General features: G+C 29.6%; 15 protein-coding genes. 4 read left to right on the top strand and 11 right to left on the bottom strand.

Features of this window, described 5'->3' with window-relative positions:
• The first annotated feature begins 2 nt into the window (after positions 1-2).
• The 4 genes from AVANS_RS02670 to AVANS_RS02685 all read left to right on the top strand — a co-directional run bounded on the left by AVANS_RS02670 (position 3) and on the right by AVANS_RS02685 (position 2,798).
• On the top strand, positions 3-1,274 hold the full coding sequence (locus AVANS_RS02670) for a D-serine ammonia-lyase (RefSeq protein WP_275583452.1): 1,272 nt from the start codon (positions 3-5) through the stop codon (positions 1,272-1,274).
• 69 nt (positions 1,275-1,343) lie between these two features.
• Positions 1,344-1,970: a PAS domain-containing protein gene (locus AVANS_RS02675; protein ID WP_239818116.1), complete on the top strand. Its 627-nt coding sequence runs from the start codon at positions 1,344-1,346 to the stop codon at positions 1,968-1,970.
• 369 nt (positions 1,971-2,339) lie between these two features.
• On the top strand, positions 2,340-2,504 hold the full coding sequence (locus tag AVANS_RS02680; RefSeq protein ID WP_239818117.1) for a hypothetical protein: 165 nt from the start codon (positions 2,340-2,342) through the stop codon (positions 2,502-2,504).
• A gap of 54 nt (positions 2,505-2,558) precedes the next feature.
• Positions 2,559-2,798 carry a hypothetical protein gene (locus AVANS_RS02685; protein ID WP_239818118.1) on the top strand — a complete coding sequence of 80 codons (240 nt, stop codon included), beginning with the start codon at positions 2,559-2,561 and terminating at the stop codon, positions 2,796-2,798.
• Between the two features lie 126 nt (positions 2,799-2,924).
• Here AVANS_RS02685 and AVANS_RS02690 read toward each other — a convergent pair whose 3' ends face one another.
• From AVANS_RS02690 to AVANS_RS02740, 11 genes are read right to left on the bottom strand one after another with little or no spacing between them, the layout of a single operon-like run.
• Positions 2,925-3,287, bottom strand: coding sequence for a hypothetical protein (locus AVANS_RS02690; protein WP_239818119.1), 363 nt, complete (start codon positions 3,285-3,287; stop codon positions 2,925-2,927).
• Positions 3,284-4,141: a WYL domain-containing protein gene (locus AVANS_RS02695; protein ID WP_239818120.1), complete on the bottom strand. Its 858-nt coding sequence runs from the start codon at positions 4,139-4,141 to the stop codon at positions 3,284-3,286. Before AVANS_RS02695 ends, AVANS_RS02690 begins: the two co-directional genes overlap by 4 nt.
• Positions 4,122-5,186 (bottom strand): 23S rRNA (adenine(2503)-C(2))-methyltransferase RlmN, encoded by a 1,065-nt coding sequence (gene rlmN, locus AVANS_RS02700; protein ID WP_239818121.1) that lies wholly within the window; start codon positions 5,184-5,186, stop codon positions 4,122-4,124. Before rlmN ends, AVANS_RS02695 begins: the two co-directional genes overlap by 20 nt.
• Positions 5,183-5,692: a purine-nucleoside phosphorylase gene (locus AVANS_RS02705; RefSeq protein ID WP_239818122.1), complete on the bottom strand. Its 510-nt coding sequence runs from the start codon at positions 5,690-5,692 to the stop codon at positions 5,183-5,185. Before AVANS_RS02705 ends, rlmN begins: the two co-directional genes overlap by 4 nt.
• Positions 5,689-7,494, bottom strand: coding sequence for a 1-deoxy-D-xylulose-5-phosphate synthase (gene dxs / locus AVANS_RS02710; RefSeq protein WP_239818123.1), 1,806 nt, complete (start codon positions 7,492-7,494; stop codon positions 5,689-5,691). The genes AVANS_RS02705 and dxs overlap by 4 nt, the downstream gene beginning before the upstream one ends.
• The gene (locus AVANS_RS02715; protein ID WP_239818124.1) at positions 7,484-8,257 is read right to left on the bottom strand and encodes a FliH/SctL family protein; all 774 of its coding nucleotides are present in this window, start codon (positions 8,255-8,257) and stop codon (positions 7,484-7,486) included. Before AVANS_RS02715 ends, dxs begins: the two co-directional genes overlap by 11 nt.
• Positions 8,257-9,285, bottom strand: a complete 1,029-nt coding sequence (gene fliG, locus AVANS_RS02720) for a flagellar motor switch protein FliG (protein WP_239818125.1) — start codon at positions 9,283-9,285, stop codon at positions 8,257-8,259. Before fliG ends, AVANS_RS02715 begins: the two co-directional genes overlap by 1 nt.
• Positions 9,285-10,973, bottom strand: a complete 1,689-nt coding sequence (fliF, locus tag AVANS_RS02725; RefSeq protein WP_239818126.1) for a flagellar basal-body MS-ring/collar protein FliF — start codon at positions 10,971-10,973, stop codon at positions 9,285-9,287. The genes fliG and fliF overlap by 1 nt, the downstream gene beginning before the upstream one ends.
• A complete protein-coding gene (pheA, locus tag AVANS_RS02730) occupies positions 10,970-12,058 on the bottom strand; it encodes a prephenate dehydratase (RefSeq protein ID WP_239818127.1) in 1,089 nt (362 codons plus the stop codon). Before pheA ends, fliF begins: the two co-directional genes overlap by 4 nt.
• A complete protein-coding gene (gene lysA, locus AVANS_RS02735; RefSeq protein ID WP_239818128.1) occupies positions 12,039-13,250 on the bottom strand; it encodes a diaminopimelate decarboxylase in 1,212 nt (403 codons plus the stop codon). Before lysA ends, pheA begins: the two co-directional genes overlap by 20 nt.
• 16 nt (positions 13,251-13,266) lie before the next feature.
• Entirely contained in the window at positions 13,267-14,310 is a 1,044-nt protein-coding gene (locus AVANS_RS02740; protein WP_239818129.1) for an LptF/LptG family permease, read from the bottom strand.

Below are 14,310 nucleotides of genomic sequence, written 5' to 3' on the forward strand. Positions count from 1 at the left end.
AAATGTTAATTGAAAATCTAAAAGCAATGAAAGAAACAAGTTGGGTTAATCCTAATCTTAGTAATGATGTTTTAGGCGAATTAAATAGTGGTGCAATCAAGCTTGATAGAGTTGAAGACGCAAGAGCAAGACTTAATCGCTTTGCACCTTTACTTAAGATAATTTTCCCAGCTACAAGCAAAACAAATGGAATTATAGAAAGTCCATTAGCTTGCATAAATAATTATAAAAAAGAGCTTGAGAAATTAAGTGGCGCTAGTATTAATGGCGATGTATATGTAAAACTTGATTCACATTTACCTATTTCAGGCTCAATCAAAGCTCGTGGTGGAATATATGAAGTATTAAAACACGCAGAAGATTTATTAATAGAAAATAATATGCTTAGTATTGATGATGATTATTCAAAACTAGCTGATCCAAAATATAAAGAGTTTTTAAGCAAATACAAAATCGCAGTAGGCTCAACAGGTAATCTTGGTCTTTCAATAGGAATTATGAGTGCAAAACTAGGCTTTAAAGTAGAAGTTCATATGAGTGATTGTGCTAAAGAATGGAAGAAAAAAATGTTAAGAGAGCATGGTTGCAATGTAATTACTTATGAGAGCGATTACGGCGTTGCAGTTGAGCAAGGAAGAAAGAGTGCTGAGAGTGATCCGTATTGCTATTTTATAGATGATGAAAATTCACATAATTTATTCTTAGGTTATAGTGTTGCTGCAAAAAGATTAAAAGGACAATTACAAGCACTAGACATTACTATTAGTAAAGATAGACCACTTTATGTTTATCTTCCTTGCGGTGTTGGTGGTGGCCCTGGTGGTGTTGCTTATGGTCTTAAGGCTGAGTTTGGCGAGAATGTAAAATGCTTTTTTGCAGAGCCTACACATAGCCCTTGCATGATACTTGGACTTGCTACTGGAAAACATAATGATATAAGCGTTGCAGATATCGGACTTGATAATATTACTGCTGCTGATGGACTTGCTGTTGGTCGTGCTAGTGGGCTTGTTGGAAAAGTTTTAGAGCGTGTGATTGATGGAAGCTTTACGGTAAGTGATGAGAATATGTATAGATATTTAAGCTTACTTGCAAGAAGTGAAGACATTAAGCTTGAGCCTTCAGCTTTAGCAGGTGTTAAAGGCTTATTAATCGCAAATGAGCTACATACAGAACACAAAAACGCAATCCATTTAATATGGGCAACAGGCGGAAGTATGGTGCCAGACGCTGAAATGGCTGAATTTATTAAAACAGGTGATGAGCTATTATAAAAGCCCTAGAAATAGGGCTTATTATTACTTTTAATAAGTATAATTTACAAAACATTTACCGAGGGCTTTATGAATCAACAAACAAGAAGTGAATATATAAAATTAGTGCATTTTTTAGCTCATGCTTTGGGCAAAGATTATGAAGTGGTTTTGCATGATATAAATGATGATGGTATGAGTATCGCAGAAATTGCAAACAACCATATAAGTGGAAGAAGTATCAATTCTCCTATAACAGGATTTGCACTTGAACTTGTAAATAAAAAGATTTATGAAGAAAGAGATTTTTTAAGCAATTATAAAGCAAGTGCAGGTGGCAAAAATATAAAAGGTAGCACTTTTTTTATCAAAGAAGGCAACAAATTAAGTGGAATGCTATGTATAAACTATGATAAAACTAGGATAGAAAACATAGCAGCACAGATTTTAGGCAATGATGCACCTATTGAAGAAGCAGCTTATGAAGAAGTATTAAGCCTTGATTTAAATGAGCTTATATTAGAGCTTACAGGACTTAGTGTAAATGAATTAAAAAATACTAATTTAAAGCCAAAACAAAGACAAGAGATAGTAGATAAAATTTATGAAAAAGGTATATTTAATATAAAAGGCTCAATTACAGAAATCGCTAATCTTTTAAACCTTTCAGAATCAAGCATTTATCGCTGTATTAACAAATCAAAGCAAAAATTTTAGTATTTAAATTCCTATTTCAAATTCCACAAAATTTTTAAAGAATTTGAAATAGGAAATTAAAAAACAATTTCAAACTTTTTCATCAAATATAAAAACAAAATATATAAATCTATATTAAATTAACTCATATTACTTTTAGTTTTTGCTTAGTTAAAGCAGTAGTTTGTAAAAAAATGAAATTTCAAATCCAAATTATTCTTATCCTTAAAATTATTTATTTAGCTTTATTAACTTTTCATTAATGGGGGGGGGTATTACAATAACCTTCTATTAAATCAAAGGAGTTGCTATGGATAAAAAATCACAATGAAATCAAACTAATTTATTTAAAAACAAAAATCTAAAAAATCAATTTAAAAAGGAGAAAAAATGAAAAAATTATTAAACTTTAAAACATTGACAATGGTGCTTTTAACAGCTACAACACTTACTGCAACAGCAGCAACTACTGATGGTGTAAAAACAAACACTACAACCAAAGTAAGCAAAAAAGTAACTGATTATTCAAAGATGAACTACAATCAATTAAAATAAGAATATCACAAAATCGTAGGAATCGCAGGAACTGAAAACGATTTTATAAAAAAAATGATAAGACTACGTAAGAATGTAAAAACAGATGCTGATTATGATATAATGTGCAAACACGCTAATGAATTTATTGCTAATATAACACCATTACAAAAAGAAATAAATAAACGTGTTGAAAAATATAAAGACAATAAAGAAGCTTATTATATGTACTATAACTTAGCAGAAGATATAAAAGGGGATATACTAAGCATTAAAGCCATGATAAAAATTGCTGAAAAAACCTTAAAAAAATAAAAGCAAAAGAAATGTATTAAACCACTACAAAAGAGCTCACAACTAGAGCTCTTTTAATTAAAAACTTAAAAATATTATAAAACTTTCAACACCTTAAATTAAGTCTAATTCCTAATTCAAATTCTTTTAATTTTTAGTATTGTTTATGGCTTCAGCCAATGATAGTAATAATAGGCTTTTTTCTAATTCCTTAAAATACTGTGTATTTTCAATGGTTTTAAGACATTTTTCTAAAGCTATTTTATATTCGTTCATATCATAATTTTTAAGCTTACTTATGATATTTACTGTATGAATTAAAGATTTTTTAGAATTAATTGCTAAAAGCAAATTAGCATAATCAATATATCTTAATTCTTCTTCGCTAATAATTTCGCCATCTTTTAAAATACTTTCTTTAAATATGTTTATATTTTCATAATTTAAATTGCTAAGTTCTAAAGATTTTAATTCTTCGCAAATAATTTTAAAAATATCTTGTTTTGTCATATTTGTTTTAAATATTCTTTTATTCTTGCTTTGCATTCGTTTGCAAGACTTTTTGGCTCAAGTATTTTAATATGCGGAATCCATTGAAATACTAATCTTATTAACTCATCTTCGTAGCAAGTTTCGGTTTGAATTATAATCTTGTCTAAATGGCTTGAGATTATTCTTTGATTTTTTAATATTGCTCTTTTTAAAAAATATTCCTTTGCTACATAATCAAGCTCTAAAATAACTTCAGTAACATTGCTTGATATAAAACTGCTTGAATTGTTTTCAATCAGTTCTTTTGTGCTCTCGTTTGGTGTGAATTCTTCGTTGCTTACTGATAGGCTTTTCATTTTATATAAAGTAAAGCTTTTAAGCTCTGCTCCTTCACAAGCTAGTAAATACCAAATATCTTGATGATTTACTAATTTATAAGGCATTAATATTCTTTCTTTTGCGTTGTAGTTGGTTTTAACTTTTAAATTATTTAAAATAGCCTTAGTTAATTCTTCATAAATCAAGCTAATATCATCAATTTCATTATGCTTAATGCTTTTGATAGGAAGTTCTTTTTGCTTGTATAAAGTATCCAAAAACTCATCACTAATTCTAGTAGGAAGCATAGTAATATCAAATATTTTTATTAATTTTTTGATTTCTTCGTGATTGCTTTTGATGTATGATTTATCTAAAGTATAATCTCCATTTCTTCTAGCAATTATCGGCAGTCTTGATAGTCTTTCGTTAATATCACGCTGAATTGTCTTAGCATTTACTCCAAACTCTGCTGCTAATTCGTGTTTATTTACAACTTCTTCATTATAAAGTCTTACTAAAATTTGAGCTATTCTAAAGGCTGGTTTTTGCATTTTCATCCTCGTTATTTCTTAATTGTCCGCACGCTGCACTAATATCAAGTCCTTTGCTTTGTCTAATGGTAGCGTTTTGTCCGTGTGCTTGTAAATAATCTCTAAAAGCAATTACCTTTTCTTCACTTGGGCGTTTATAAATACTTCCTTCGTGTGGGTTAAAATATATTAGATTAATTTTAGCCTTAATTCCGTGCAACAATTTCACTAAAGCTTTTGCATGGCTTAAATCATCATTAATTCCGCCTAAGCATAAATATTCAAATAATACTCTTTTTCTAGCATCAATAGGGAAATTTCTTACCGCATTTAAAACGCTTTCAATATTATAAGCCTTATTAATAGGCATTAATTCATCTCTTAAAGTATCATTTACAGCATGAAGTGAGATTGCAAGTAATACTCCTAAGTTCATTTTGCCTAATTCTTCAATTTGTTTTGCAAGACCACTTGTAGAGATTGTTTGACGGCGTGGTGATATTGCTAAAGTATCATTATGTGAGAAAATCTTAACTGCTTTACTAACTGCTTTTAAGTTATCAAGTGGCTCTCCCATTCCCATAAAAACAATATTTATTCCTTGTTCGTAAGGGATTTTTGCATATTTTTTAATAAACAAAATCTGAGCTACTATTTCAGCCGTGCTAAGATTTCTAATAAGCCCACTTTTACCAGTCAAGCAAAACGAACAACCACTTTTGCACCCAACTTGACTGCTTATACAAATCGTATATTTTGCACTTTTTTTAATTCCGTTTTCTATACGCTCTTTTTTCATAGGAAGCAAAACGCTTTCTATTGTGTGATTATCATGTAAAGAAAATAAGAATTTTATACTACCATCAATGCTTGTTTGAGCGATTTTTAAGCTTAATGGCATTATATTAAATTCGCTTTTTAATTGCTCTCTTAGGGCTTTTGATAAGCTTGTAGCATCGCTAAAATCATCTATATATTTTTGATAAACAAATTTAGCTAATTCGTTATTTAGATATTTTGGAGATAGTCCATATTCTTCTGGTAAAAAATCTAGTAATTCTTTCATAAAAGCCCTTTATCTTCTAAGTAATTTTCTAATAATTCATTTGCTTTTTTTGTATTTTTTAAATACTCATCGTGTGCGAATTTATCGCAATAATTAGTAGCGATTAAAATTGCACTAGCTTTAATATTAAAATATCTTGCTGTGCTAAAAAAACTAAAGCATTCCATGTTTTCACCAATTAAGCCGTATTTTTCGTGCATTTTTTTTGCATATTCATAATTTTTGCAAATAAAATTAGAAGAATTTAGATTAGGAATTTCATCAAATTTAATTGGTGTATATGCTAAATCATCTAACGCACTAAGCTCAATATTACAGGCCTTATTAAATTCATAAATACTAAATAATTCTTTGCTTTTATCATAAAGCCCCATCGAGCCAACGAAAATTAGTCTTTTTGGATTTTGCTTAAGTATTATTTCGCTAAGTTTTATAGAGCAATTGCTTCCTATTCCAATAGGACTAGCCCATTCAAAAGTCTCATTTAAACCTGCACTTACTATCATTTATCGCCTTTAATTTTATTAATAATACTATTTGCATCAAGCTTAAGACTTTGTAAAACTTCTTTTGTGTTTCCATGAGTAATAAATTCATCTTCATATTCATAAGATATTAATTTTATATCAAGATTATTCTTAAGTATAAAGCTTGAAATTATAGACTGAAGACCGCCTATTTTTACGCTATCGCTAAATATATGCCATTCATTTGAGCTTTTTGATAGATTTAATAAAAAGTCTTCATCAAGTGGCTTTGCAAATACCAAATCAATAACATTTGCATTAATTTCTTTGCTAACTTCTAAAGCCTTTGCAACGCCTTCTCCAAAACCTAAAAAGCTAATATTTGAATTAGCGTTTTTAATATAATGAGCCTTTAAGCTTGCTTCATAGCTTTCATCTAGACTAAATGCACCCCTTGGATAACGAATAGCTATAGGACCAACTTTACTTGTAGCGTATTCAAGCAATAATTTAAAGCTTTTTGTGTTAGTTGGAGCACAAATTTTAAAGTTTGGTATGCAAGAAAGATAAGAAATATCAAAAACTCCTTGATGAGTTTTACCATCATTTCCTACAATTCCTGCACGATCAAGTGCAAAAACCATATCAAGATTAAGTATAGCGCTATCATGGATTAAGCTATCGTATGCGCGTTGCAAAAAGGTTGAATAAATCGCTACAACAGGCACAAAACCACATTTACTCATAGCTGCCATTGAAGTAACTGCGTGAGCTTCAGCAATGCCTACATCATAAAATCTTTCTGGGTATTTAGCAATTAATTTATCCATTCCTGTGCCACTTGGCATAGCAGCACTAAGACCTACGATTTTTTCATTTTTACTTGCAAGTTCGTCTAAAATATCGCTAAAAATTGCTGTTGCACTAGCTTTACTTGAACTATTTAAGCTCTTTCCTGTCTTAATATCAAAAGCACCAACCCCATGCCAATCGCCTTCATCATTTACCGAATACTCATAGCCATAGCCTTTGATTGTTTGAACGTGCAACAATACAGGCTTTTTAAGACTTTTTGCAAGATTTAAAGCAGTAATTAAATCAGCAATATTATGCCCGTCAATTGGTCCAATGTATTCAAGCCCTAATTCTTCAAAGAACATTCCTGCAGGAGTTATTAATTTAAAGCCATCTTCAAATCTTTTAGCAGTATATTTCGCACCTTCAGGCAAGTATTCAAGCACAGCTTCAATGCCTTTTTTAAATTTTTGATAAATAGGACTTGATAGGCTTTGTGATAAAAATCTTGAAACTGCACCTATTGGCTTACTAATACTCATTTTATTATCATTCAAAATTATTATGCTAGGATATTTTCTATCCCCTAATTCATTTAAAGCTTCGTATGCTAAGCCACTTCCCATAGCGCCATCGCCAATAATTGCAATAGGAATTGCATCGCTTTTATTAAGTTTAAATGCTTTTGCAACCCCAGTTGCTAGTGAAATTGAAGTAGATGAATGCCCTGCTATAAAAAAGTCATATTCACTTTCGTTTGGCTCTGTATAGCCACTAATTCCGTTAAATTGCCTAAGATTATCAAGTTTTCTTCCTGTTAAAATCTTATGAGCGTAGCATTGATGAGATACATCAAAAATTAGTGGATTTTTTTTCACATCAAATAAATGATGAAGAGCAACGCTAAGCTCAACAACACCTAAATTAGATGATAAATGTCCGCCATTTATACTAACTTGCTTGATAATTTCAGCTCTAATTTCGCTACATAATTCTTTTAATTCATCTTCATTAAGGGTTTTGATACTATCTATTTTATTCTTCATCTAATATCATACTCCTTGCTTGTGCTAATCTTTCTTTTAAATTAATTTGAGTATTTAAGGTATCTGAATTAACAATCAAACAGCCTTTATTAATAGCATCATCTGCAATTATTTCAATCCTATTTGATGATAATTCTTGGTGTAAATAATCAAAATCTTTAGGATTTACACTTATTTTTATTTTAATACTCTTATCAATTCCTTGCATTATTGTATTTGCGTATGCAAGAGCAATTTTTGCTGAGCTTGATTCTAGTTCTTTATTAATTACTTCTTTTGCTATCAAATATGCAGCTTCATTTAAATCAGCTTTTGTTTTTTCACAAAAATCGCTTAATTCTTGACATTTATTCTCAAGCTTTTTAACACTAGCTGCAACACTTATGCTAAGCTCGTTTATTTTATCTTCGCTTTGAGATTTACCTGCGTTTAAGCCTTCTTCATAAGCATTTTTTTTGGCTACTTCAATTTCGTTTAAAAGTCTTTTTTCAAATTCTTCTTCTTGTTTTTCAAGTTTCATTTGAAGTTTTACCACATTTGAGCTTAGCTCTTCCATTTTTTGTAGCATTTCCTCGTTTATTGGATTTGGCGGAGGAGGCGGTGGTGGAGGAGGTGGGGGCGGTGGTGTCGGCTCTTCTTTTATTTGCTCAATTTCAACGTTTGGTGCTTCCTTTGTTTCTTCATTATCAAATGAGCTTAATATTTTAAACTTATAGTTTTGAACATGATGTTCTTTTGCTTTATTAGTAATAATAGTCTTCATTATTCTATCATCTCATCACTTTCGCCTAGTTGTATCACGCCACTTTCATTAAGCTTTTGAACAACTTCAACGATTTTTCTTTGTGCTTCTTCAACATCTTTTACCCTAACAGCTCCTAAAAAGCCCATTTCTTCATTAAAGCTTTCTGCAGCTCTTTGGCTCATATTAGATAAGAACATTCCTTTTAAATCTTCTGTGCTACCCTTTAAAGCAACCATTAAATCCTTCTTATCTGCAACTTTTAAAATTTCACGAATTGCAGTAGTTCCAAGCTTGGTAATATCATCAAAAGTAAACATCATATCTTTAATAGTAGTTGCAAGTTTTTCATCGGTTTGCTCTAAGTAAGCAATAGTTGATTTGCTTGACTTTTGACCTAAGCGATTAAGTACTTCAGCAACAGCTCTAGTTCCACCAACTTCAACTTTATAAGAAGTAAGAGATTGTAATTTACTCTCAAGCACGGTTGAAACTCTTTTAATAATGCTTGGGCTAATATCACCTAAAGTTGCAATTCTATGAATTACTTCACTTCTTAAATCATCTTCAAAAAATTCCAAAGTCTCAGCAGCTCTAGTTGGCTCCATGTGTGCAATAATTAAAGCTATTGTTTGTGGATACTCATTTACGATAAAGTCTGCTAATTGCTGTGGTTTAATATTACTAAGATATGAAAAGGCTTGATTTCCATCTAAAGTCTTAGCTAATTTCGATAAGATTTTTTCAGCTTCTTCAATACCATAAGTATTATATAAAATCTCTTTTGCAAACTCCAAACTTCCATTTTTAATATATTGATTTGTTTTAAGTAAGGTATGAAATTCTTCTAATACAGCAGTAGCAACAGCTCTATCAACGCTTCTTGCATTTGCAATATGCTTAGTAATTTCTATAACCATTTCAGTATCTAGGTTAGAAAAAATCAATGTGCTAGGCTCTTCTCCCATTTGGATTAAAAATATAGCAATTTTTTCTAAGATACTTAAATCATTATATAAAGCTTTTTGTTCGTTTGTAAGATTTGCCATTACATATCCTTTTGAGATTGATTAAACTCAGCATCGTTTTTAAGCAAGCTCTTAAATAGCATTGCAACTTCATCACTTTTTTCTGTGCTAATTGTTTTTAATTTTTCAAGCAAGATATCGTATTGTAATTCATCTTCGCTAAATCCAGCATCAATTCCAAGTTGTTCTTCCACTCTTCTTTTAGCTTGTTGGTATTTCTCAATTGCATCTTCTTCATCTTCGTAATTTTCTTCACGCTTAATTTCTTCTAATTCTTCAGGTGTAAATACTTTATCTTCAAGCATTTTCTTAACAAATGGAGAAATAACCTTTTTATAAAATACAAACATTAAAACCATTGCAAAAATATATTTTGCAGGTGGAATGAATGGCATTATATAGCTTTCTAAGAAATTAGTAATTTTAATTGATGGTGGAACAGGTGCTTTAATATTATTAAATCTAATATTATCAACACTTACACTATCGCCTCTACTTTCATTAAATCCTATTGCATTTTTTACTAAAATATTTAATTTTTTAAGCTCATCTTCGCTAATTGCTACATATTTTATCTCGCCATTTTCATCAATTTCGTATTTTCCATCTACAACTACGGCTGCACTAATTCTGTTTAAATTAGCAAATTGACCTTTTACGGTTGTAATTTTCTTAGATATTTCATAGTTTATTGTGCTTTGGTTTTTGCTATAAGTTTCTTTATTTTCACCATCTTCTATGCCTTGAACAGGACCTATATTTGAGATTGCTCCAGGAACTCCGCCTACTTCTTTGCCTTTTTTACCTTCTTTTTTTTCTTCTAAGCTTTGTTCACTTCTTGCTACTGAGTTTGGATCAAATACTTCGCTTTGACTATTTGCTTTATCAAAATTAAAATCAGCATTAACTCTAGCCACAACTCTATCCCAGCCACCAAGAACAGGAGCTAATACATTTATGATTTTTTGCTCTAATGCGTTTTCGTAATCTTTTTTATAATTAATTTGTGCGCTTAATTCATCTACATCTAATGAAACATCATCAGCACCTAAATTAACGCCATTTTGATCTATTATTTTTACATTTTCAAGAGTTAAGCTTGCAACCGATGAAGCAACAAGATTTTTAATTCCTAAAACTTGCTTTTGGCTTAATTTCATTCCCATTTTAATATTTAAAACAACCGATGCTGTTGGTGGCTCTTTTTCTTTTACAAATAAAGAATCTTTTCCAAATGCTATATGAACTACTGCTTTATGAATAGGATTTAAGCTTTCAATTGTTCTTGCTAATTCGCCTTCTAAAGCTCTCTTAAACTTGATTTTTTGCTCTTCATCAGTAGCTCCGAATTCTTGTTTATCAAAGATTTCAAAACCAACTTTATTATCTTTTAAAATTCCTGCACTAGCGACTTCTAAACGCTGTTTATAAACATCAGCACTTGGAACTAAAATAGTGCTTTCATCTTTTAAAATGTAATTTACTTGATTTTTTTCTAATATTGATACTACTGCAGCTGAATTTTTAGTATCTAATTCATCAAATAATACTGCATAACCTGCATAGCTTTTATTATTTCCTGAGTTATATACAAGTAAAAATACTATAAAAGCAACGGTTGCAACAATAGCTGCAATAATAGTAATTTTTTGCTTTTTCTCAAGTCCTGAATAAAACTTGCCTATACCTTGTAAAAACTGCTTAATCATTTATCATTCTTTAAGTATGAGCCAAGCCATTTGATATTTTCTTTACCTTTTAAGATTTTTTGAACATTTTCATCATTGTAATGACCTTCAAAATCTATGTAAAATCCGTATTCAAATTCCTTTTTCTTTAATGGTCTTGATTCAATTTTTGTAAGGTTTATATTAGCTTCTTTAAATTCATTAAGTAAATCAACTAAAGCACCAGCTTTATGGGCTGTATTTGCTAGAATTGATGTTTTTGAATTAGCTCCTTTTTCGGCACAATGCTTGCTTAAAACTAAAAATCTAGTTTTATTAGCCTTATTATCTTCAATACATTCAAACATTAAAGGTAAATCGCTTAATTTTGCTGCTATTTTTGAACAAATTGCTGCAGAGTTTGGAGTTTCTTTTGCTAATTTTGCAGCAGCAGCTGTGCTTTTTGCAGGGACAAATTCAACGCTTAAAATATTATGAGCTTCTAAGAATTTTTTACATTGATTATAGCCTTGTGGGTGTGAAAAAATAACTTTAATATCTTTAATATCATCAACCGTGCTTGCAAACGAGTGATGAATATCTAAATAATTTTCGGCAAATATTAAAATATCATCGTATTTTGCTAAAGCATCAAGAGTAGCTCCAACTCCACCTTCTGTATTGTTTTCAATAGGAACAACAGCATAAGATACTTCATCATTTTCAAGGCTTGTAAATACATCTTCAATAGTTGCAAGCTCAATATACTCACTAAGTGCTCCAAACCACAGCCTTGCAGCTTGATGAGTATAAGTTCCGATTGGTCCTAAAAAGGCTACTCTTTGAGGGAGTTCAAGATTTCTTGAAATTGCAAAAATCTCTTGATAGATTGCTTTAATAGCGTCTTTACCTAATAAACCATTAGAATTTTCACTAAGTCTATTTATAATTTCGTTTTCTCTTACAGGACGATAAATAGGGCTTCCTTCTTGGTGCTTTAAAATCCCAACTTGCTTTACAAATTCCATTCTTTGGTTTAATAATTTGATAATTTCATCATCAATTTTATTAATATTTTTTCTAATATCTTCTAAATTCATAACAAACTCACAAACAACATAATTCATTAGCAATTAATTCATCAAAACTCTGAGCTTTATTTATTAATTTTAATTCATTGTTATATAAAGCATATTCAGCGACTTTTGTTCTTGAATTATAATTTGAGCTCATTACAAATCCGTAAGCTCCTGAACTTTTAATAACTATTAAATCATTTGGCTTAAGTGGTGGTAAAACTACATCTTTTGCTAAAAAATCTCCACTCTCGCAAACTCCACCTACTAAATCAGCTAAAGAACTTTCATTTAGCTTATTTTCACTAGGAAAACTTAAAATTTCATGATAAGCTTCATATAAACTTGGGCGAATTAATTCACACATAGAAGCATCACATATTACAAATCTTTTACCTTCATTTGTTTTTTCATATAAAACTTTGCTTACTAAATATCCTGCATTACCAACGATATAGCGACCTGGCTCACAGCATATTGTTAAATCCTGTGCTCTTGCTATATTTTTAATAATATTTGCAAATTCATCTAAGTTTGGTTCTATTTCATCATTTTTGTATTTAATTCCTACACCGCCACCTATATCAAAGAATTTTATATTAAGTCCTGCTGTGTTTAATTCTTTGATGAATTTTTCAACCAAAATAGCTGCTTGAATAATGCTATCAAGCTCTAAAATGTTTGAGCCTATGTGAAAATGAACTCCGATAGGGTTTAAAAACTCAGACTTGTGTGCTTTTAAAAACATTGCTCTTGCATCTTCAATGCTTACGCCAAATTTATTTTCTTTAAGTCCTGTTGAGATATATGGATGAGTTTTTGCATCAATGTTTGGATTTACACGAATGCTTATGTTAGCAATTACATTTTTTTCTTTTGCAATACTTTCTAAAAGTTCTAATTCAGCATTGCTTTCTATGTTTATATATAAAATTTTTTGCTCTATTGCAAACTCTAATTCTTCTTTTTTCTTGCCTACACCGCTAAAGATAATCTTATAAGGTTTTGCGCCAACCTTTAAAGCTCTTCTTATTTCGTTTGCGCTAACGCAGTCAAATCCACTATCAAGATTTACTAATAATTTAAGTAATGATAAATTTGAGTTTGCTTTTACGGCATAAAAAATATTATTTTTTGCCCCACTAAAGGCTTTTTTGATACTATTAAATCTATTTTCTATTTCATTAAAATCATATAAATAAAAAGGCGTATTAATACCATTTGCAAGTTTTAAAAAGTCCATTTTTTCTCCTTAATAATCACTTATTTTTATTAAACTTCATTAATGAATATACAATAATTATGCTTATTGGTAAAAGAATAGCAATTTCTGGATTTATAGCACCATTACTTGCAAATCTTAATAATAAAAATAAAACTCCATAAACTAATAAAGATAAGCATATATAGCTTAAAGCAATTATGTTTAAATCATTGTATCTTGGCATAATAGGGATATTATAAAAAATAATAAGAGCAAAAAATGGAGCGTATAATAAAAATATGCTTTGCTTATAAATACTAGCTCTTGCTATGTTTTTGTTACTTTCAAAATTATTAAGGTAAAAAAAAGCATCTTTTAATGAGCTATCATCAGTTCCTAAATTATCTAAAATCTCAGGCTTAAAGTCTTTTAAGATGATTTCTTGATCAAGCTTTTGATTTATTATATAAGTATCATCAAAGCTATTTCCTAATTTAAATTCCGTGATATTTGCATCTTCTAAAACCCAGTTATTATTGATAAAAGAAGCAGTTTTTGCTGTGATTATTTTGCTTATTTCATTATTTTGAGTTTTCATTATTTTAATATCATGCATTTTAGCTTTGTCATAGCTTTTTATATAAATATAATCATCTTGATATTTAAAAAACAAATCCATTTGCTCTTTGCTTAAATATCCGTATTTTAAAATATTGCTTTTATAGTTTTCTGCATAAGCTATGTTTGTGTAATTTAGCGAAATTGCAAAAAAAGTAATAATTAAAGATATAAATAATGTTGGAATTACACTAGCGTTTTTGCTAAGTCCTAAAGAATAAAAAGCTATGAATTCATTTTTTTTAATTAAAGAAATCTTTGTAAAAATTGACGCCAATATTAAAGCAATCGGCAAGATATAATAAAAAGCCGTAAGCATAGTATAAAGAATATATAACAAAAATATATTTGTATTAATATGTAGTTTTTTATAATTTATTAATAAATCAATAAATAAATAAAAACCTACAAAAGCAATAATAAAAATTAAACAATTTTTAAGATAAAGGCTCGCTAGATACCTAAAATAAAGTTTATTCAA

Origin of the sequence: Campylobacter sp. RM5004, assembly GCF_022369455.1 — a bacterium.
In the GTDB taxonomy this organism is placed as follows: Bacteria; Campylobacterota; Campylobacteria; order Campylobacterales; family Campylobacteraceae; genus Campylobacter_E.